Raw genomic sequence first — 20,623 nt, 5'->3', positions numbered from 1 at the left:
TCGTAGAGCGAAACAGAAAGGGCGTCGATGGCGATTGCCAAGGCCGAGCGGCTGATGAACCTGGCGCTGTGTCTGCTGGGGACCCGCCGCCCGCTCAGCAAGCGCGAGCTGCGCGGCTCCATCGAGGCCTACCTGGAGGCGGGCTCCGACGACGCCTTCAACCGGATGTTCGAGCGCGACAAGGACGATCTGCGCGAGCTCGGTCTGATCATCGAGACCGTGGAGAACCTGGACGGCGAGACGGGATATCTCGCCCGCCGCGACAGCAACCGGCTGCCCCCGATCACGCTGGACGCCGAGGAGGCCGCGGCGCTCGGGCTGGCCGCCAAGGTCTGGCAGCAGGCACGGCTGGCCGGTGCGGCCAGCGGTGCGCTCCAGAAGCTGCGGGCCGCCGGCATGCCGGAGGCCGAGGACGCGTACGAGGTGCACAGCGCCCTCGAACCGCGCATCCCCGTCCACGAGGCGGCGTTCGAGCCGCTGATGCTGGCCTGCCGCGACCGCCGCCCGGTCACCTTCGACTACCGCAAGGGCAACGCCGCCACGCCGGAACAGCGCCAGGTCGAGCCATGGACCCTGGAGTGCTGGCGCGGACACTGGTACCTGGCCGGCTGGGACCGGGACCGAGGTGCCGAGCGGGTGTTCCGGCTCTCCCGGATCACCGGCCGGGTCCGCTCCCGGGCCGGGGCGTTCACCGCCGCGGTGCCCGACGTCGTGACCGTACGCGAGACGGTCGAGAGCTGGGCGGGGGAGACGGCGACCCGGACCGCGCTGATCAGGCTGCGCACCGGGGCCGGCTACCCGCTGCGCTCGCGCGCCGTGTCGGTCCGGGAACTCGGGAACGGGTGGGACGAGTTGGAGATTCCGTACGGACACGGCCTGGACGCCTGGCTCGTCGAGTTCGGCCCGGACGTCGTCGTACAGGCACCCGCCGATCTGCGGGCCGATGTGGTGGACCGGCTGCGCGCCGTGGCCAAGGACTGAGAGAGGGACGGCAACCCATGGCCACGAACGCGATCGACCAGACCCGCCGGATGCTCTCCCTGGTGACGTATCTGCGCGAGCGCCCCGGCGCCCATGTCCAGGACGTCGCCCGCGCCTTCGGGATCACCGAGGACGAGCTGATCTCGGACCTCGACGTGCTGCCCATGTGCGGGACGAGCTTCCGCGGCGGGGACCTGCTGGACATCGACACCGACGGCGACCGCATCTGGTGGCACAACCCGGACGACGTCGCCGAGCCGCTGCGTCTCGCCGCCGACGAGGCGACGGCCCTGCTGGTCGCCGCCCGTGCCGTGGCAACGCTTCCGGGGCTGCGCGAGAGCGACCGGCAGGCGCTGCTGCGGGCCACCGCGAAGCTGGAGACCGCGGCCGGTGAGGTGGGGGCGGCGAGCTCGCGGCTCTCGGTCACCTTCGAGTCCGAGGGCGGCGTCTTCGCCGATGTCGACCGGGCGATCTCCGAGCGGCGCCGGCTCTGGCTGCGCTACTACTCGCCCGCGCGCGACGAGCTCACCGAGCGCGAGGTGGACCCGATCCGGCTGTTCGCCGTGGGGCACACGTACATGGAGGCCTGGTGCAGGTCGTCCGAGGACCGGCGTACGTTCCGGCTGGACCGGGTCGCCGAGATCCGGCTGCTGGACGAGCCCGCCGCACCGCCCGAGCTGGAACTGCGGGACCTGTCCGAGGGGCTCGTCCAGCCGGCCGCGGAGGACCCGGAAGTCGTCGTCGAGGTGGGCCCCGGCGGACGCTGGGTCGCCGAGTACTACCCGCACGACAGCGCACAGGAGCTGCCCGACGGCGGGCTGCGGATCACCCTGCGCACCCCCGACCCGGCCTCGCTGCGCAGGCTCGCGCTGCGGCTGGGCGGCGAAGGCCGCATCGTCTCCCCGCCGGAGCTGGCGCGCAGCGCACAGCAGGCGGCCCGTGCGGCGCTCGCCGCGTACGACGAACCGGCCTGAGCGGAAACCTGAGGGAGATATGAGCAATATGTCTGTGGTGTCAGGTGTTCCGACTGTGGTGGTGCCCGAGTCCGTACGGTTCAAGGCCGCCTGCCCGGACTGCCGCGAACGGTTCGAACTGGCCGCGGGCGCCATTCGCCTCGCGGTGGGTGCGAGCCGCCGGACGACGTTCTACTCCTTCACCTGCCCGCAGTGCGGTGCGGCCGTCCGCAAGCCCGCGGGGGAGCGGATAGTCGAACTCCTCACCAGGGGCGGGGTGCGGACGCTGCGTCTGCACGCCGGCCTCTAGACCCTTTCCATGCTGTCGGCCCCCCAGGGGGTGTCTGACAAATGCCTGCGGCGTCATCCATTTAGTCAGACACCCCCTAGACACATCGAGGCTCAGCCCATGTTCTGGCCCATGCTCGCCATCGCCCTGGGGTTCCTGGGGATCGCCGTTCTCGGCGTGCTGGCCGTCAAGGTCTTCATCGAGGCCCAGCGGCTCGGGCGTCAGGTGACGCGTACCACCCAGCGCATCAACCGGGCCGCCGAGGACCTCGAAAGGGCGGCGACCGACCTCGCCGCCGCCGGCGAGGCGCTGCGTTAGCCGTACCGCCTCCGCTGCCCCGATCTGCCGTGTGAGCAGGGCGGATGGATCGGAGCGGGCGCGGCCTCCAGTTTCCCGGTTTCGAGGGGTACGCTGCTGAAGGCGGCCCGGAGAGCGAGGCGTGGGCCGTAATCGCAAGGATGCGTGGGTATTGCCTTGCGTTTACTCCTGCGGGATACGATCGCTGACAGTACGAAGGTCGGACGTCCGTCCGAGGTTCGATCCGCCCCACCCCTGCTGCCTCGGTGAGAAGGTACATACATATGTTCGGAAGGCTCGGCGCTCCCGAGATCATCCTGATCCTCGTCGTCATTGTTCTGCTGTTCGGCGCGAAGAAGCTTCCTGACATGGCTCGCTCGCTCGGCAAGTCGGCCCGCATCCTCAAGAGCGAGGCCAAGGCCATGAAGTCCGAGGGCAGCCCTTCGGCGACCCCGGCCGAGCCGGCCGCCAACGACGCCGCCCAGGACCAGACCGCCCAGCGCACCATCAAGGCGGCCCCCGGCGACGTGAGCAGCTCGCGTCCGGTCGCGGAGCCGACCGACTCGACCAAGCGCTGACAACAACCGGGCCGACGCAGGCGCCCTGATTCGTGAGGGCCTGCTGCACGAGATGAGGACGTGGGTTGCTCAAGTCTGCCCGCAAGCAGGAGACGGACCCAGAGGGCCGCATGCCCTTGGTGGAGCACCTGCGTGAGCTGCGTAACCGGCTGGCGAAGGGCCTGTTGGGAATCGTCGTCGTCACGATTGTGGCCGCGTTTTTCTACAAGGAGATCATCGAGTTCTTCACCAACCCGGTGCTGAAGTCGGTCGGGTGTGCCTCCAGCTTCGCCGAACTCGCCAAGCAGAACGACGCCACCTGCGCGCGTATCGTCCTGAACGGTCTGCTCACCCCGTTCACCCTCGCCCTCAAGGTCTCCTTGATGGCGGGCGTGGTCCTTTCGTCGCCGGTCTGGCTCTACCAGTTGTGGGCCTTCGTCGCCCCGGGCCTGCACAAGCAGGAGAAGAAGTACTCGCTGGCCTTCGTCGGCGCGGGATTCCCCCTCTTTCTCGCCGGTGGCTTCTTCGCGTACATGACGCTGCCCACGATGGCGCGGGTGCTTCTGGAATTCTCGCCGGCCGACCTCGACAACCAGTTGCCGCTGGACGAGCTGCTCGATCTGATCACACGCATGGTGGTGGTCTTCGGGCTCTCCTTCGAGCTGCCGCTGCTGCTCGTCATGCTGAACTTCGGCGGGGTCATCACCGGCAAGCGGATGCTCGGCTGGTGGCGGGCCATGATCATGGGCATCACGCTCTTCGCGGCGGTGGCCACGCCCAGCACCGACCCGGTGAGCATGCTGGGGCTCGCCGGACCGATCTGGGTGCTCTACTTCGTGGCCACGGCGATCTCGCTCCTCAACGACCGTCGCAAGGCGCAACTCGTGGCGGGCGGACCTGCCGACGACGAGGCCTCGGAGCTGGACCTCACCCCCGAGGACATCGGTGAGATCGAATCGGTCTCCTCCAGCCGGGCGTTGCCCGCACAGGCGAGTTCGGACCGGGACCGAGTGAACGGTTACGACGACATCACCTGACCTTGTAGGGTCCCCGGGTGACCAGCGAGATCACCCTCTTCGTCAATCCCACCGCAGGACGCGGCCGGGGCGCGCACGCCGCGCAGCCGGCCGCTTCCGCGTTGCGGGACGCCGGATTCTCCGTGCGCACGGTTCTCGGCGAGGACGCCGACGACGCCCTGCGGCGGGCCCGTGAGGCCGTCGCGGGCGGGACCGGAGCGCTGATAGCCGTGGGCGGGGACGGCATGATGTCCCTCGCCCTGCAGGCCGTCGCGGGGACGACGACCCCGCTCGGGGTCGTCGCGGTCGGCACCGGCAACGACTTCGCCCGCGCGCTCGGGCTGCCGATACGGGATCCGGCCGCCGCCGGACGGCTGGCCGCCGAGGCGCTCAAGGGCGGCGGCGTCCGCGAGATCGACCTCGGACGGGTCGGCGAGCGGTGGTTCGGTTCGGTGCTCGCCTCCGGCTTCGACTCCCGGGTCAACGACCGCGGGAACCGCATGCGATGGGTCGGCGGACGGTTCAAGTACGACCTCGCGATCCTCGCCGAACTCGCCGCGTTCAAGCCCATCGCGTACCGAGTCAGGCTGGACGACGGACCGGTCAGGGAGATCGAGGCGACGCTCATCGCGGTCGGCAACGGGTCGACGTACGGCGGGGGCATGCGGATCTGTGCGGACGCGAAGATGGACGACGGGTTGTTCGACGTGACCGTCGTCGGGGACTGCAGCCGTACCACCCTGCTCAAGGTGTTCCCCCGGGTCTACAAGGGAACGCATCTCAGCCACCCCAAGGTCACCGTGCACCGGGTTTCCTCGATCGAGCTGGCCGCAGCGGGTGTCACCGCCTACGCGGACGGTGAACCGCTCGGGGCCCTGCCGCTCACGGCGCGCTGCGTTCCCGGTGCGGTGCGGGTGCTCACGCCGGGTTCTTCCGGCGGGATTTAAAGATCGAGCCTGGTGTCAGAGGTGGCGGGTAGGCTCGAAAGCACGATGACAGAGGACCTCTCACCAGCTGAGCGATACCAGGCTTCTCGGATCCGCGCCGCCGAGCAGGCCACCGCACTCGCGCCCTTCCGCGAGCTGTACGAATTCGATCTGGACCCCTACCAGATCGAGGCCTGTGAGGCCCTGGAGGCAGGCAAGGGAGTGCTCGTCGCCGCCCCGACCGGTTCGGGCAAGACGATCGTCGGCGAGTTCGCCGTGCACCTCGCCCTCGAACAGGGCCGCAAGTGCTTCTACACCACGCCCATCAAGGCCCTTTCCAACCAGAAGTTCGCCGATCTGGTCAAGCGTTACGGGCCGGAGAAGGTCGGCCTGCTGACCGGCGACAACAGCGTCAACGCCGATGCCCCGGTGGTCGTCATGACCACCGAGGTGCTGCGGAACATGCTGTACGCGGGCTCGCAGGCGCTGCGGGGCCTCGGGTACGTGGTGATGGACGAGGTGCACTATCTCTCCGACCGCTTCCGGGGCGCCGTCTGGGAGGAAGTGATCATTCACCTCCCGGATTCCGTGACGCTCGTGTCACTGTCGGCGACCGTGTCCAACGCCGAGGAGTTCGGCGACTGGCTGGACACCGTCCGCGGTGACACCGAAGTGATCGTCTCCGAGAGCCGGCCCGTGCCGCTCTGGCAGCACGTCCTGGCCGGCCGCCGGATGTACGACCTCTTCGAGGAGGAGACCGACCACGGCGGCCGCGGCGCCGGACGCCGCGAGGTCAACCCCGACCTCGTCCGGCTCGCCCGGATGGAGAACCAGCGGGGCTACAACCCGCGTGAGCGCCGTCGCGGCAAGATGGTCCGCGAGGCGGACCGGGAGCGCGAGCGGCGCCAGCGCAGCCGGATCTGGACCCCGGCCAGGCCCGAGGTCATCGACCGGCTGGACGCCGAAGGGCTGCTCCCCGCCATCACGTTCATCTTCAGCCGGGCCGGCTGCGAGGCCGCCGTGCAGCAGTGCCTGCACGCCGGACTGCGGCTCAACGACGAGGAGAAGCGGCGCCTGGTCCGCGAGATCGTCGAGGAGCGGACCGCCTCCATCCCCGGCGAGGACCTCCACGTCCTGGGCTACTACGAGTGGCTCGAAGGACTTGAGCGGGGCATCGCCGCGCACCACGCGGGCATGCTGCCGACGTTCAAGGAAGTCGTCGAGGAGCTGTTCGTCCGAGGGCTCGTGAAGGCCGTCTTCGCCACGGAGACGCTCGCCCTCGGCATCAACATGCCCGCACGCTCGGTGGTGCTGGAGAAGCTCGTCAAGTGGAACGGCGAGCAGCACGCCGACATCACCCCCGGCGAGTACACCCAGCTGACCGGGCGGGCCGGGCGGCGCGGCATCGACGTCGAGGGCCACGCGGTGGTGCTGTGGCAGCGCGGCATGGACCCGGGGGCGCTGGCCGGACTCGCCGGTACGCGCACGTATCCGCTGCGGTCCAGCTTCCGGCCCTCGTACAACATGGCCGTCAACCTGGTGCAGCAGTTCGGGCGGCACCGCTCGCGCGAGCTGCTGGAGACCTCCTTCGCGCAGTTCCAGGCCGACCGGTCGGTGGTCGGCATCTCCCGGCAGGTCCAGAAGAACGAAGAGGGGCTGGAGGGCTACCGGGAGGGCATGACCTGCCACCTCGGTGACTTCGAGGAGTACGCGCGGCTGCGCCGCGACCTCAAGGACCGGGAGACCGAGCTGGCCAAGCAGGGCGCGACGCAGCGGCGGGCCGAGGCGGCGGCGTCCCTGGAGCGGCTCAAGCCCGGCGATGTCATCCATGTGCCCACCGGCAAGTTCGCCGGGCTGGCGCTGGTGCTCGACCCGGGTCTGCCCGCCGGGCGGACCAATGGGCACGGCCATCGCGGGCTCGAATACCACGACGGGCCGCGGCCGTTGGTGCTCACGGCCGAGCGCCAGGTCAAGCGGCTCGCCTCGATCGACTTCCCGGTCCCGGTGGAGGCGCTGGAGCGGATGCGGGTGCCGAAGTCGTTCAATCCGCGCTCCCCGCAGTCCCGCCGCGACCTGGCCTCCGCGCTGCGTACCAAGGCCGGACACATAGTTCCGGAGCGGCACCGCAAGAGCCGGTCCGTCGCGGCCGACGACCGGGCGATCGCCCGCTACCGGGCGGAGCTGCGCGCGCACCCCTGCCACGGGTGCGACGAGCGAGAGGACCACGCGCGTTGGGCCGAGCGGTATCACCGGCTGCAGCGCGACACGAGGCAGCTGGAGCGGCGGATCGAGGGGCGGACGAACACGATCGCCCGCACCTTCGACCGGATCGTCGCGCTGCTCACCGAGCTCGACTACCTGCGGGGCAATGAGGTCACCGAGCACGGGCGCCGGCTCGCGCGGCTCTACGGTGAGCTCGATCTGCTGGCGAGCGAGTGCCTGCGGGCGGGTGTGTGGGAGGGGTTGAACCCTGCCGAACTCGCGGCCTGCGTCTCGGCGTTGGTGTACGAGGCGCGGCAGGCGGATGACGCGGTGGCGCCGAAGCTGCCGTCGGGGCCCGCGAAGACCGCAATGGGAGAGATGGTCCGGATCTGGGGCCGGCTCGACGCCCTGGAAGAGGACTTCAAGATCAACCAGGCGGAGGGGGTCGGGCAGCGCGAACCCGATCTCGGCTTCGCCTGGGCGGTCTACATGTGGGCGTCGGGGCGGACGCTGGACGAGGTGCTGGGCGAGGCGGAAATGCCGGCCGGGGACTTCGTGCGGTGGTGCAAGCAGGTGATCGACGTGCTGGGGCAGATCGCGGCTGCGGCGCCGCGGGACGGGAGTTCCGTGGCCCGGAATGCGCACAAGGCGGTGGATGCGGTGTTGCGGGGGGTTGTGGCGTACAGCTCTGTGGGGTGAGGTGTCCGCGGGGTGCGGTGAGTTGAGGTGCGGGGCGGGGCGGGGGTGTTCCCCTGCCCCGCCCCTTCCCGTGACCGGGGGCTCTGCCCCCGGACCCCCGCTCCTCAAACGCCGGCGGGACTGGGTGTGGCCGGAGAGGGCTGGGAGTGGCCGGAGAAGCTGGATGTGTTGGCCGCGTCTCGTTTGGCTACTTCCTCGCGGACCAGCGGGATGACGTGGCGGCCGAAGTCGATCGCGTCGTCCAGGAGGTCGTAGCCGCGGGCCGAGAAGATGTCCACGCCCAGGTCGTAGTAGTCCAGCAGGGCCTGTGCCACCGTCTCGGGGGTTCCCACCAGGGCCGTCGAGTTGCCGGCGCCGCCGGTCTCCGCCGCGGTCGGTGTCCACAGGGCGCGGTCGTGGCGGTCGTTCGCGGCGGCCACCGCAAGGAGGCGCCGGGAGCCCGTGTTCTCGGGGGCCTTCCGTGGTGTGCCCGACTTGTGGGACCTGATCCGGGCCAGGGTGCGGTGGGCCTTCTCCCAGGCCAGTTCCTCGGTGGGCGCGATGATCGGGCGGAAGGCGACCTGGATCCGCGGCACGTCCGTACGGCCCGCCGCCCTCGCGGCCTCCTTCACCGAGGCGATCTGCTCCGCGGTCTGGGCCAGCGGCTCGCCCCACAGGCAGTAGATGTCGGCCTCGGCGCCCCCGGCCGCGTACGCCGCCGCCGAGGAACCGCCGAACGAGACCTGCGGATGCGGCTGCTGCACGGGGAAGGTGTCGCTCACGAAGTCGTTGAAGCGGTAGTGCGTGCCCTCATGGTCGAAGGGCTCGTGCGAGGTCCAGGCCCGCTTGATGATCCGGATGGCCTCACGGGTGCGCGCGTACCGCTCGTCCTTGGTGAGGAAGTCGCCCTCGCGCTGCTGCTCGTGGTCATTGCCCCCGGTGATGAAGTGCACGGCGAGGCGGCCGTCGCTGATCCGGTCCAGGGTCGCGAAGGTCTTGGCGGCGAACGTCGGGTACGAGACGTTGGGGCGGTGCGCCACCAGGATCTGGAGCTTTTCGGTGCGGCCCGCGACATAGGCGGCGGCCGGGGACGGGTCGGGGGAGCCGGAACCGTAGGCGAACAGCACCCGGTCCCAGCCGTGGTCCTCGTGCGCGCGGGCCAGCTTGAGGGTGTACTCCTTGTCGAAGGACGCCCCGGAACGGGCTGTCACCTCGGAACCTTCGTTCGTTGCTGCGATGCCGAGAAACTCGACGGGCATGGCGAAGCCTCATCTCGTGCTGCGGAGAAGTGGAGAACCGGTCGTGGGAAGCGCTGACGTGGGAACGGTCAGCGGCAACACGAGGCGGACCACACTCGACCGAAGTCGATGTGGTCACGGGTGACCAGCCGCAGCTGAGGGCGCATCCGTCCAGTGGAACAGGTGTGTTGGTGAGCGGTCAACCGGTTCCCGGGAGTAAGGGGCGGGCGGGTCCGGCGAGTTCGGTGATGCGGGCCAGGCGTTCATCGGTGTGTGCCGGGCCGATCAGCATCACGCCGTACGGCAGCCCGTCCACCTCACCGGCGGGGGCCGCCACCGCGCACTGGTCGAACAGGTTGGTGGAGCCGGTGAACCGGGCGAGGCGGGCGTTGACGGCCCGCGGGTCCGCCATGGCCTCGGCGAGCGTGGGGTGTTCCGGCACGGTGGGCAGCAGGAGGGCGTCCGCGTCGCCGAATGCGGCCGTCGCGGCGGCACGGAGGCCGGCCAGCCGGGCCCGGTCGGCGAAGAGCCGGTGCGCCGGGATGTCGCGGGCCGCGGTGATGATCGCCGCCACCGTTGGGTCGAGGCCGGGTGCGTCGGGCGCGCCGTCGATGAACGCGCCGACCGCGGCATAGCGCTCGGCGACGAATGCGGAGTCGTACAGCATCGCGGCCGCCTCGGTGAACGGCGTCGGATCGACCGGCCGGAGCACCGCTCCCGCCGCACGGAGCCGGGCGGCCGTCGACTCGTACGCCGCCGCCCAGTTCGGGGCGGCTTCCAGTTGACCGGTGGGCGGGACCGCGATCCGCCAGGGGCCCGGGGCACGGGAGCGGTCGGGGTGCGGGGCGGGGGTGACCATCAGGGCCATCGCCCGTTCGGCCTCGGGGAGCGTACGGGCGAAGACGGTGACGCAGTCCAGGCTCGCGCAAGCGGGGACCACGCCGTCGGTCGGTACGAGACCGCGGGTCGGTTTCAGCCCGAAGACGCCGTTGAACGCGGCGGGGACACGGCCGGAGCCCGCGGTGTCGGTGCCCAGGGCGATGTCCACGATGCCCAGGGCCACGGCGACCGCCGAGCCGGAGCTGGAGCCGCCGCCGATCCGGTCGGGATCGTACGCGCAGGCCACCGCGCCGTACGGGGAACAGGTGCCGGTCAGGCCGGTGGCGAACTGGTCCATGTTGGTCGTGCCGATCACCAGGGCACCGGCGGCGCGCAGCCGGGCCACCGCCGGGGCGTCGGAGCCCGGTTCGTACGCGTACGAGGGGCAGCCCGCGGTGGTGGGGAGGCCGGCCACGTCGATGTTTCCCTTGACGGCCAGCAGGCGGCCCGCCAGGGGGAGCCGCTCGCCCGAGGCCAGGCGGGCGTCGAGCCGTGCGGCCTCCGCCTCCACGTCGTGCCGGGGGCGCAGATCGATCCAGAGCTCGGGGCGCTCCACCGCGTCGATACGGGCATGGGCGTCCCGGACGCGGTCGAGGACGCGGGAGGTTGTCGCCATGGTCGGTCCTCGGATTCTTGTCCTGCCTCATTGTGCCGTCGGGGCGTCGGGCGCGCCGCCGGCGGTCGTCGCCGGCTCGGTCGGGTGAGCGGACAGGCCCGCGCGGCAGGCCAGTTGGAGCGCGAGGCGGACATCCGGCTCGTTCAGGTCGGCGCCGGTCAGCTGGACGACCTTGCGGATGCGGGCGCCCACCGCGTTCCTGTGCAGATGGAGCGCGTCCGCGGCGCGGGCGGGCGAGTTGTTGTGGTCCAGGTACCCCTGGAGCGTGCGCAGCAGTGGCTCGGCGCGTTCCGGGCCCAGCGCCAGTACCGGGGCGAGGAGTTCGCTGACCGCCTCGCGCGCCGTGTCGGAGGCGTACCACTCCAGCAGCATCCGGTCCAGGCCCACCGCGTCGTGCGCCGCCACCGCGGCCCCCGCACCGCGCGGCACCGCGGCACGGGCCTCCCGGGCGGAGGTACGGATGCCCAGCGGGCCCCGGTGCGGCGAGCCCACGCCGCACCGCAGACCGGCCTCCGGGCGCAGTCCGGCCAGCCGGTCCACCACCCGGCGGGCGCGGGCCAGGGTGGCGCGCCGCCCGTTCGTCCCCGGGTCCGCGGGCCAGGTGCTGAGCAGCACGAGGGCGTCGTCGACCAACGCGGCGTTCCACTGGACGGAGTCGGCGGACTGCGGGGACGAGGCGGAGGGGGCGGACGGGGCGGTGGTGGTGCCGGGGCCGGTCGTCGGCCCGTCCCAGGTCCGCAGCAGGGTCAGTGCCTGGGACATCACCGCGTCCAGGGCCTTCGGCCGGTTCGAGGCGTCCAGACCGCCCGCTTCGACCCGCAGCGCGATGTGCCAGCCGTCCACCGGCAGCGCGAGCGCCCGGCCCCGGGCGGCCAGCCGGGCGGCCTGGTCCTGCGGGGCCACCAGCAGTTCGGCGAGCAGCCGGCCCCGGGAGCGCACCGGAACGTCGCCGTGCCCGCCGCCCGCCGCGGCGAGCGCCGCCAGCGCGAGGACCGAGCGCACCGCCGTACCCGCGTGGCCGGGGCGGGCCGGGGCCGCCAGCCGGATCTCGCCGTCCGGGCCCGCGGCGGCCGCGCCCTCCTCGCCCGGACCCGCGGCGCGCAGCTCCACGGGCACGCCCAGGGCGCGGCCGGCCGCCGCGGCCACCCGGTCGGGGTCGCCCGCGACCGCCGTCACCTCCCGCGCCGCGGCCTCGACCCGGGCCAGCGCGTCCGCCGCAGACCCGGCCACCGCCCGCTCCACGGCCACCACGAGAGCCGCGAGGTCCCCCTCGGCGTACAGCACCGCGACCCGGCCCCGCTCGGCTAGCGCCCGTGCCGTGGCCGTGACCTCGGCGGGCAGCCCGTGCGGGGCCTCGGTCACGCCCGTCAGGACGAGAGCTGCGGCTCCCGCCGCGGCCGCGTCCCGCACCGCCACGTCCAGCAGATGCCCCGGCACCGGGGCCAGCAGCACGGCGACCGTCCCGGCGGGGATGGCGGCGAGCCGGTCCGGGCGCGGCTCCAGCCGCACCCCGGTGACCTCCACCGCGTCGAGCGGGCCCACCAGCGGGCGGACCGCTTCGAGTCCGGGGGAGGAGAGGAGTTCCAGGATGTTCGCCATCCCTCCAGTGTGCTGCCGATGTGCCACGAGCACACCCGGCCGCCGAATCACGGGCCGATGGCCCATGGGGGGCGCGATCCGTCTCCGTACGCTGGGATTCATGCACGTGGACGCCGGAGCACTCGCCGACTTCGCGCGGGGCTGTGCCGTCCTGGGATCAGGGGGCGGCGGACCCGCCGATGTGACCCTTCCCGTCGCCGGACAGGCGATCGAGGAGTGCGGTCCGGTGCCCGTCGTCGACCCGGCGGCGCTTCCCGCCGACGCGCTCGTCATGCCGGTGGGGCTGGTCGGATCGCCCGCCGTCGCCGCCGAACGGATCGGCGGCCGGAACGAGCCCGCGCGGCTGCGGGAACGCTTCGAGGCGCTGCACGGCGCACCGGTCGCCGCGGTGATGAGCAGCGAGATCGGCGGCCTCAACGGCTGCGTCGCCGTCGCCTGGGCGGCCCGGCTGGGGCTGCCGCTGCTCGACGCCGACTCGATGGGCCGGGCCTTTCCCCGGATGGACCAGAACGTCCTGGAGCTGGCCGGGCTGCGTCCGGGACCGGCCGTCCTCGCCGACGAGCACGGTCACACCGTCGTGGTCGACGACGTGGACGGCGCGCACCTCGAACAGTTCGCCCGCGCCGCCGTCGTCGCCTTCGGCGGGCGCGCCGCGTCCACCGACTACCCGCTCACCGCCGGGCAGGCGGCCCGGCACGCCGTCCTCGGATCGGTCACCCGCGCCCTGGCGCTGGGCCGCGGCGAAGGACCGGCCCCGCTGCTGACCGGCAAGGTCTCCTCCGTCCGGAGGTACGCCACCGAGGGCGCCGACAGCGACGACGCCACGGGTGTCCTGCTGGAGGGCGGCGGCCCCGACGCGGGCCGGCTGGTGCTCGTCGAGGCCCGCAGCGAATTCGTCGCGGCCCTGGAGGACGGCACCCCGCTCGCCGTCGTACCGGACGTCATCGCCCTGGTCGACGTGACGACCGGCTGGGCCGTCCCGGTCGAGGAGGTCCGCTACGGACTGCGCGTCCACCTCGTCACGCTCCCCTCGGACCCCGCCTGGTACACCCCCGAGGGCCTGCGGCTCGCCGGGCCCGCAGCATTCGGTCTGGCCGGCCTCGCCTGCGCCGCCGACGGGTTCCGGGCTCCGGGAGGCACCTCATGATCCTCGGCGTGGATGTCGGGCCCACCAACACCGATGCCGTGCTCCTCGACGGCGACCGGGCGGTGCGGGCCGTCAAGGTGCCCTCGCTGGCCGGGGACGCCGTCGGATCGCTCGCCGCCGCCGTCCGCGCGCTCCCTGCCGGGCTGCGCGGCCGGGCCACCCAGCTCGCCGTGGGCCTGCGGGTCGCCGCCCGAGCGGTCAGGGAACGACACGGGCTCGCCCGGGTCGGCGTGCTGCGGGTCGGCGGCCCGGCCGCCGACGCCGTGCGGCCGCTGTTCGGCTGGCCCGAGGCGCTGCGCGACGCCGTGTGCGCCGGCACCGCGAACGTGCGGGGCGGCGGTGGTCTGGCGCCCCGTGACACCACGCCGCTCGACCGGGACGCGGTCGCCCGGTTCGGCGCCTCGCTTGCCGGACGCGCCGAGGCGTTCGCAGTCACCGCCGTGTTCTCGCCCGTCGACGGGGGCCAGGAGCGGGAGGCCGCCGAGATCCTGCGCGCCGAGACGGGCCCCGACACGACCGTCCTGCTCTCCAGCGACGTCGGCACCCTCGACCTGCTGGCCCGCGAGAACGCCACGGTCCTCGACGCGGCCCTGTCCGTGCTCGTGGCCCGGGTCGCCGACGAACTGACCGCCACCCTGCCCCGGCTCGGCCTCGCCCCCGGCGCCGCCGTCCTCGTCACCCGCAGCGACGGCACGCTGATGAGCCTGGAGTACCTGCGCCGCCAGCCCGGACTCAGCCTGGGCAGCGGACCCGCCTGCACCATCCGCGGCGCCGGACTCCTGGCCGGCCTCCAGGACGCCGTGGTCGCCGACATCGGTGAACGCCGCGCCCGGGTCGGTGCGCTGACCGGCGGCTACCCCCAGGAGGCCGGCCCCGGGGAACGCATCGGCGGTGTCCCGGTCAGCGTGCGCTTCCCCGACCTGATCACCGTGCGCGCCGACGCCCACCGCGAACTCGCCGAGGCCGCCGACCGGATGCGCCCCGCCGCCGGACTCCTCCCGCTGATCCTGGTCGGCGGCGGTGCGGGCGGCGTACCCGCGAAGGTGCTGGCCGGGTTCGACGTCGTACGGCCCGGACACGGCGGCGTCGCCGGGGCGTTCGGCGCGGCGGCCAGCCCGGTCGGCGGCCAGTACGACCGGATCGTCCGCCGGGGACCCGGGCGACGGCTCGACGCCGTACGGGACGAGGTACGCGACCTGGCCCGGGCCGGCGCCGTACGGGCCGGGGCCGATCCCAGGCGCGTACGCACCCACGCGGAACCGGACCTTCCGGTGCCGTACCTGCCCGGGGCGGTGCTCCTGCGGGCCCGTGCCGTAGGACCGCCCCTCCCGCTCTGAACCCCCGCTCCCCGCCCCACCGCAGCAGGCCGGTGCCGTGCTGCTGCGCCCTCCTGCCCGCTCACCCGCTCACCCGAGGATCCGTCCCCATGACCCAGCAGTTCGATGTGCACCAAGAACCATCCACGCAGACACAGCAGACACAGGCGCAGACATCGGCGCAGACGCAGCAGGACGAGGACTACCCGCTGGAGCGGGTGCCGCGCGCGGCCCGCTACTCCTGGTTCAACGTCGCCGTGCAGCGCTTCGGCCAGCTCTCCGACCTGACGCAGTTCCTGCTCGGTGCCGCGCTCGGCGCCGGACTCTCCTTCTGGGGCGCCTTCTGGGCGTTCACGCTCGGCTCGGTGATCCTGGAGATCGTCTGCATATTCGTCGGCATCGCCGGCATGCGGGAGGGCCTGTCCACCTCGATGCTGGTCCGCTGGACCGGTTTCGGCCGTTACGGCTCCACCCTCATCGGACTCGTCATCGCGGTCAGCCTGTTCGGCTGGTTCGGTGTGCAGACGGCGGTGTTCGCGGCCGGGCTGCACTCCATCGTGCCCGCGCTGCCGGTCTGGGCCTGGTGCCTGATCTGCGGGCTCGGCGTCACCGCACTCGTCCTGCGCGGCTTCCGCGCCATGGGCTGGACCGCCTTCGTCACCGTTCCCGCCTTCCTCGGCCTCGCGGGCTGGGCGATGATGGTCGAGTTCTCCCGGCACAACGTCGGCGACCTGGTGGCCTCGGCACCGTTCGGCGCCCACATGTCCATCGCCACCGGCGCGACCATCGTCGCCGGCTCGTACATCGTCGGCGCGGTCACCACCCCCGACATGACCCGCTTCAACCGCAACACCGGCGACGTCGTCAAGCAGACGGTCGTGGGCATCAGCCTCGGCGAGTACGTGCTGGGCCTCGGCGGGGTGCTGCTCGCCTACGCGGTGAAGTCCTCCGACCTGATCGCGATCATCACGTCCTCCTCCGGTGTCATCGGCGTCATCGTCCTGGTCTCCGCCACCGTGAAGATCAACAACTGGAACCTGTACTCCTCCTCGCTCGGCCTGATCGGCGCGGTCGAGGCGCTCTTCAAGGTCCGGCTCAACCGGGTCGGCACGACCGTCACGATCGGTGTCCTCGGCAGCCTCGCCGCGGCCGCCGGAATCCTCGACCGGTTCACCGACTTCCTCACGGTGCTCGGCGTCCTCACCCCGCCGGTCGCCGGAATCATGGTCGCCGAGTACTTCGTGGTGAAGAAGTGGCGCCCGCAGCTGGACGCCTCGCGCGCCGCCGGCCGGCTGCCCGAGACCGAACCCAGCTGGGTGCCCGCGACCATCGCCCTGTGGGCCGCCGCCTCCCTGTTCGGCTGGCTCGGCGACCACTACCAGTGGTGGGGCATCCCGGCGCTCAACTCCCTGCTGCTGGCCGGGCTCGGCTATGTCGTCCTCGGCAAGCTCGGCCTGGTGCGCGGCGCCCGCGACCTGCCGTTCGAACAGCCCGCACGTCCCGCGGCGGCGATCGAGGCGGAATCGGGCACGGCCTGGTCGTCGAAGGCCATCGCCTGACCCGTATGCCCGCCCCGACACCCCAACCCCCTACGAAAGACAGACACACCATGCGCATCGGAATCGACGTCGGAGGCACCAACACCGACGCCGCCCTTCTGGGGGACGACGACCGGATCATCGCCACCGCGAAGACCCCCACCACCTCCGACGTCACCTCCGGCGTGACCGCGGCGATCCGGGCCCTGGACCCGCCGATGGAATCGGTCACCGCCGTGATGATCGGCACGACCCACTTCCTCAACGCGCTGATCGAGGGCGCCCGGCTCGCCCCCGTCGCCGCGGTACGCCTCGGCCTGCCCGCCACCGCCGCCCTGCCGCCGATGACCGACTGGCCGGAGCGCCAGCGGGCGGCCGTCGGCGGGCACGGCTATCTCTGCCACGGCGGGCGGGAGTTCGACGGACGGCCGCTGTCGCCGCTCGACCCCGAGGAGCTGAAGCGCACCGCCGCCGACATCGCCGCGCGCGGACTGACCTCGGTGGCCGTCTCCTCGGTGTTCTCCCCGGTCGCCGAGGAGGACGAGCGCCGGGCCGCCGAGATCCTGGCCGCCGAACTGGGCCCCGGCGTGCACTTCTCGCTCTCGCACGAGCTCGGCCGGGTCGGGCTGCTGGCCCGCGAGAACGCCACGATCATCAACGCGGCCCTGCGCGACCTGGCGACCGTGATCGTGGAGTCGTTCGCCAAGTCGCTCGCCGAGGTGTCGCTGACCGCCCCGTTCTTCCTGTCGCAGAACGACGGCACCCTGATGGACGTGGACTTCGCCCGCGCCTACCCGGTGGCCACTTTCGCCTCCGGGCCCACCAACTCGATGCGCGGCGCCGCCTTCCTGTCCGGCCTCGGGGACTGCGCGGTCGTCGACGTCGGCGGCACCACCGCGGACGTCGGCATCCTGGCCGGCGGCTTCCCGCGCGAGGCGGCGGGCGAGAGCGAGGCCGCGGGCATCCGGACCAACTTCCGTATCCCCGACGTCCTCTCGCTCGGCATCGGCGGCGGCTCCCTGGTGTCGCCCGACGGCGAGACCGGTCCCCGCTCGGTCGGATTCCGGCTCACCGAGGAGGCGCTGGTCTTCGGCGGCGACACCCTGACGGCCACCGATCTCGCGGTCGCCGCGGGCCGCGCCGACATCGGTGACCGCTCCCGGGTCGCCCACCTGGACCCGGAGTTCACCGCCCGCGCGCTCGACCGGATCGCGGAGCGGCTGGCGGAGACCGTGGACCGGATGCGTACCTCGGCGGGGGCGTTGCCGGTCGTCGCGGTCGGCGGCGGCAGCGTGCTGGTGCCCGCGGCCCTGCCCGGCTTCGACGATGTGCGCCGCCCCGGCCACTTCGACGTCGCCAACGCGGTGGGCGCCGCCATCGCCCAGGTCGGCGGAGAGGTGGACCGGGTCTTCCAGGTCCCGGGGGGGCGCCGGGACGCGGTGCTCGCCGAGGCCCGCGAGGAGGCGGTGGGCCGGGCCGAGAGCGCGGGCGCCAGGCCCGGCACGGTCCGCGTCGTCGACGTGGAGGAGGTCCCGCTGGCCTACCTGCCCGGCGGCGCGACCCGTATCCGCGTCAAGGCGGTCGGCGACCTCGACCTGAACGGCATCGGTACCACCCACGCCCCGGCCGGGGCGCGCGACATCCATGGAGCAGCGTCACATGCGTGAGATCAACCTCGACAACCTGGACGACATCGCGCGCGGCGCGGGCATCCTCGGCACCGGCGGGGGCGGCGACCCGTACATCGGCAAGCTGCTGGCCCGCGAGGCCATCCGCAAGTACGGCCCGGTGCGGCTCGTCGCCTTCGACGAGGTGCCGGACGACGCGACGGTGGTCCCCGTCTCCGGGATGGGGGCACCGACGGTGCTGCTGGAACGCGTCCCCGCCGGGGGCGAGGAAGTGGCCGCGCTGCGCGCCCTGGAGAAGCACATCGGCCGGGCCGCCACCCACATCGCACCGATCGAGGTCGGCGGCGTCAACTCCATGCTGCCCATCGCCTGCGCCGCCGAGGCCGGGCTGCCGCTGGTGGACGGCGACGCCATGGGCCGCGCCTTCCCCGAGGCGCAGATGGTGCTGCCCGGCCTGATCGGGGTGGCCAACACCCCGATGGCGCTCGCCGACGACAAGGGCAACAGCATCATCGTCGACGCCGTCTCCAACCACGCCGCCGAGCGCATCGCGCGGGCGGTCTGCGTGGAGCTGGGCTGCCAGATCTCCAGCGCCGACACCGTGATGCGCGGCGACCAGCTCACCGACGGGCTCGTCCCCGCCACGCTGACGCTCGCCGAGCGGCTGGGCGCAGCGGTGCGCGAGGCGCGGGCGGCGCACACCGACCCGGTGCTCGCGGCCCGGACCATGCTGTCCGGAACCCATCTGCTGACCGGCAAGGTGATCGACGTCAGCCGCCGCACCGAGGGCGGCTTCGCCCGGGGCAGCGCCCGGATCGAGGGCATCGGCGACGACGCGGGCCGGGTGCTCGAACTCGGCTTCCAGAACGAGCATCTGCTGGCCACCCGCGACGGCGAGACGGTCGCCACCACGCCCGACCTGATCTGCGTGCTGGACACCGACACCGGCGATCCGGTGACCACGGAGGGGCTGCGCTACGGCCTGCGCGTCAGCGTCCTCGCGGCGCCCTGCGACCCCCGCTGGACCACCCCGGGCGGCCTGGCGCTCGCCGGGCCGCGGTACTTCGGGTACGACGTGGACTACCTGCCGTTCCGCGAGAGCTGACCCACGGGCCGGTCCGCTCCGGCGCCCGGCCGGTCCGCACGGAGCGGGCCGGCCGGGCATTCCCTTCCGCCGGACGATCCCTCGTCTCAGACCGTCCGCTTGCCGCTCTTCATGGACACGGCGACGCAGGCCAGGCCCAGCAGTATGGTCAGGCCGCCGATGATGACGTTGTTGAGGACGATGCCGAGGTCGGGGCTGCTGCCGACGATCCACGTCGCGAGGATCGTCCAGATCCCCATCGCGCAGATGGCCCAGCTCAGGCCGTACATGCGTTCCGGCATCACGGTGAACCCGAGGCCCAGCGCGGCGATCGCGAGACCCATGATCAGGTTGTGCGTCGCGAGTGTGGGCTGACTTGCCGTGAAGTGCAGCACCCACGGCGAGATGGCGCAGTAGAGACCGACGAGGAACACCGGTGCGTCCACCAGGGCCACATCGCGGCCACCGAGCATGCGGGCATAACGATCGCGCATTTCGGAGACATCGGGGTGACTGGCGATGTCACGGCCGGTGTGCGAGATGTTTGACATGGGGTTCGTCTCCTTCGCTCCCGGCAGACCGTCGACCACCGCAGCGACCGACCGCGCCAGTTGTGCGCGTTGAGCGGCCTGCTCTGCCATTCTGCGCTTATACCGCCCTTATGTGTAGATTCAGGACTCGCGGAAATCCGTGGGAACCGCACGCGGTGACGCACTGTCCAGCCGCCCGGCCAGGGCCACCAGTCCGGGCGTCCGCAGCACCCGGTCCCCGTACCCCGGAAGCGGTACGTGCAGCGGCTCGGTCCAGCGCGGGGGGATCGCGCCGAAGCCGTGCACCGCACCCGCCAGGGCGCCGGTCACGGCGGCGACCGTGTCGGTGTCCCCGCCCACGTCCACGGCGGCGGCCAGGGCGTTCTCGTACGAATCCGTGGTGCGCAGCGCCCACAGCGCGGTGCCCAGGCACGGCCAGACCGCACCGTTGAACTCCGTCGCCGCCTCCGGGCGCCAGCCGGGCGCGAGGACGGTGGCCCAGCGGCCCCGGTGATCCTCGTGCACGCTCTCCAGGACGTCCGGGACGGCGGAGAGCGGATCGCCGCCGTCCAGCGCCACCCGGATCAGCTCGTGGAGCACGGCGGTGCCCTCCCAGGCGGCCCGGTCGCCGTGGGTCAGGGCGGCGATCCGGCGGGCGGCGTCCATGGTCGCCGCACGGCCCCGGGCCGCGAAGTACACGGCGGAGGTGGCCGCCCGCATCAGCGAACCGTTGCCCGCCGCACGTCCGCTCACCTGGAAGTGCAGCGCCGCCGCGAGGTCCCACGCCTCACCGCTCGTCAGGACCTCCTCGGTCTGGAGCCCGATGTCCTTCGGGTCGCCCGCCGCCCACCTGCGGAACCGGCCGAACATGTCGGGAAGGTCCAGGCCGCCCCGCTCCAGCAGGGACTCCGCGACCAGCACGGCCATCTGCGTGTCGTCCGTGGCCTCGCCGGGGTCCCAGCCGCCGCCCCCGCACATCGTGCCGACGCCGTCGGGGAAGCGCGCCGTGTACACACCGGCGGGCCCGAACTCGAAGGGCGCGCCCAGCGCGTCACCCACCGCCGAACCCACGACGGCACCCGCCACCCGGTCCTGCCGGTCCACCATGCCAGGACGTCTCATCCGGTCAGCGTACGGAGCGCGAGCTCC

General features: G+C 72.6%; 17 protein-coding genes and 1 pseudogene. 13 read left to right on the top strand and 5 right to left on the bottom strand.

What is annotated here, in order from left to right; genetic code table 11:
• Nucleotides 1-27 precede the first annotated feature (27 nt).
• The 8 genes from ACFYY7_RS27235 (at nucleotide 28) to ACFYY7_RS27200 (ending at nucleotide 7,920) form a co-directional block, all read left to right on the top strand.
• Nucleotides 28-981, top strand: a complete 954-nt coding sequence (locus ACFYY7_RS27235) for a helix-turn-helix transcriptional regulator (protein ID WP_388665366.1) — start codon at nucleotides 28-30, stop codon at nucleotides 979-981.
• A gap of 17 nt (nucleotides 982-998) precedes the next feature.
• Complete coding sequence (locus ACFYY7_RS27230) at nucleotides 999-1,955, top strand: YafY family protein (RefSeq protein ID WP_124718716.1); 957 nt, start codon at nucleotides 999-1,001, stop codon at nucleotides 1,953-1,955.
• Nucleotides 1,956-1,974: 19 nt separating this feature from the next.
• The gene (locus ACFYY7_RS27225; protein WP_266736057.1) at nucleotides 1,975-2,244 is read left to right on the top strand and encodes a hypothetical protein; all 270 of its coding nucleotides are present in this window, start codon (nucleotides 1,975-1,977) and stop codon (nucleotides 2,242-2,244) included.
• 99 nt (nucleotides 2,245-2,343) lie between these two features.
• Nucleotides 2,344-2,541 (top strand): hypothetical protein, encoded by a 198-nt coding sequence (locus ACFYY7_RS27220; protein WP_388665364.1) that lies wholly within the window; start codon nucleotides 2,344-2,346, stop codon nucleotides 2,539-2,541.
• A 263-nt stretch (nucleotides 2,542-2,804) separates the two neighbouring features.
• Nucleotides 2,805-3,098 (top strand): Sec-independent protein translocase subunit TatA, encoded by a 294-nt coding sequence (gene tatA / locus ACFYY7_RS27215; RefSeq protein ID WP_266736054.1) that lies wholly within the window; start codon nucleotides 2,805-2,807, stop codon nucleotides 3,096-3,098.
• Between the two features lie 65 nt (nucleotides 3,099-3,163).
• Nucleotides 3,164-4,114, top strand: a complete 951-nt coding sequence (gene tatC / locus ACFYY7_RS27210; RefSeq protein ID WP_388665362.1) for a twin-arginine translocase subunit TatC — start codon at nucleotides 3,164-3,166, stop codon at nucleotides 4,112-4,114.
• Nucleotides 4,115-4,131: 17 nt separating this feature from the next.
• A complete protein-coding gene (locus ACFYY7_RS27205; protein ID WP_388665360.1) occupies nucleotides 4,132-5,040 on the top strand; it encodes a diacylglycerol kinase in 909 nt (302 codons plus the stop codon).
• Between the two features lie 45 nt (nucleotides 5,041-5,085).
• Nucleotides 5,086-7,920: an RNA helicase gene (locus ACFYY7_RS27200; protein WP_266736049.1), complete on the top strand. Its 2,835-nt coding sequence runs from the start codon at nucleotides 5,086-5,088 to the stop codon at nucleotides 7,918-7,920.
• A gap of 104 nt (nucleotides 7,921-8,024) precedes the next feature.
• On the opposite strand, the gene ACFYY7_RS27195 is transcribed toward ACFYY7_RS27200, so the two are convergent.
• The 3 genes and pseudogenes from ACFYY7_RS27195 to ACFYY7_RS27185 form a co-directional block, all read right to left on the bottom strand.
• Entirely contained in the window at nucleotides 8,025-9,158 is a 1,134-nt protein-coding gene (locus tag ACFYY7_RS27195) for an LLM class flavin-dependent oxidoreductase (protein WP_388665358.1), read from the bottom strand.
• Between the two features lie 208 nt (nucleotides 9,159-9,366).
• A pseudogene (locus tag ACFYY7_RS27190) lies at nucleotides 9,367-10,632 on the bottom strand (allophanate hydrolase); the annotation flags it as partial.
• Between the two features lie 27 nt (nucleotides 10,633-10,659).
• Nucleotides 10,660-12,231: a PucR family transcriptional regulator gene (locus ACFYY7_RS27185; RefSeq protein ID WP_388665356.1), complete on the bottom strand. Its 1,572-nt coding sequence runs from the start codon at nucleotides 12,229-12,231 to the stop codon at nucleotides 10,660-10,662.
• A gap of 100 nt (nucleotides 12,232-12,331) precedes the next feature.
• Here ACFYY7_RS27185 and ACFYY7_RS27180 point away from each other — a divergent pair, with 100 nt between their 5' ends.
• From ACFYY7_RS27180 to ACFYY7_RS27160, 5 genes are all read left to right on the top strand, one after another.
• On the top strand, nucleotides 12,332-13,378 hold the full coding sequence (locus ACFYY7_RS27180) for a DUF917 domain-containing protein (RefSeq protein ID WP_388665354.1): 1,047 nt from the start codon (nucleotides 12,332-12,334) through the stop codon (nucleotides 13,376-13,378).
• A complete protein-coding gene (locus tag ACFYY7_RS27175) occupies nucleotides 13,375-14,715 on the top strand; it encodes a hydantoinase/oxoprolinase N-terminal domain-containing protein (RefSeq protein WP_388665352.1) in 1,341 nt (446 codons plus the stop codon). Before ACFYY7_RS27180 ends, ACFYY7_RS27175 begins: the two co-directional genes overlap by 4 nt.
• An 89-nt stretch (nucleotides 14,716-14,804) precedes the next feature.
• On the top strand, nucleotides 14,805-16,253 hold the full coding sequence (locus ACFYY7_RS27170; protein ID WP_388665351.1) for a purine-cytosine permease family protein: 1,449 nt from the start codon (nucleotides 14,805-14,807) through the stop codon (nucleotides 16,251-16,253).
• 50 nt (nucleotides 16,254-16,303) lie between these two features.
• Nucleotides 16,304-17,899, top strand: coding sequence for a hydantoinase/oxoprolinase N-terminal domain-containing protein (locus ACFYY7_RS27165; RefSeq protein ID WP_388665349.1), 1,596 nt, complete (start codon nucleotides 16,304-16,306; stop codon nucleotides 17,897-17,899).
• Nucleotides 17,892-18,965: a DUF917 domain-containing protein gene (locus tag ACFYY7_RS27160; protein ID WP_358948830.1), complete on the top strand. Its 1,074-nt coding sequence runs from the start codon at nucleotides 17,892-17,894 to the stop codon at nucleotides 18,963-18,965. The genes ACFYY7_RS27165 and ACFYY7_RS27160 overlap by 8 nt, the downstream gene beginning before the upstream one ends.
• Before the next feature lie 86 nt (nucleotides 18,966-19,051).
• Here ACFYY7_RS27160 and ACFYY7_RS27155 read toward each other — a convergent pair whose 3' ends face one another.
• Nucleotides 19,052-19,495: an SPW repeat protein gene (locus tag ACFYY7_RS27155; RefSeq protein WP_388665615.1), complete on the bottom strand. Its 444-nt coding sequence runs from the start codon at nucleotides 19,493-19,495 to the stop codon at nucleotides 19,052-19,054.
• 120 nt (nucleotides 19,496-19,615) lie between these two features.
• The gene (locus ACFYY7_RS27150; RefSeq protein WP_388665347.1) at nucleotides 19,616-20,596 is read right to left on the bottom strand and encodes an ADP-ribosylglycohydrolase family protein; all 981 of its coding nucleotides are present in this window, start codon (nucleotides 20,594-20,596) and stop codon (nucleotides 19,616-19,618) included.
• Nucleotides 20,597-20,623 lie beyond the last annotated feature (27 nt).

It is taken from the genome of Streptomyces sp. NPDC001933, assembly GCF_042890955.1.
Lineage (GTDB): Bacteria > Actinomycetota > Actinomycetes > Streptomycetales > Streptomycetaceae > Streptomyces.
The sequence above is the reverse complement of the archived record's forward strand: the minus strand, read 5'-3'. Positions and strand labels throughout refer to the sequence as shown.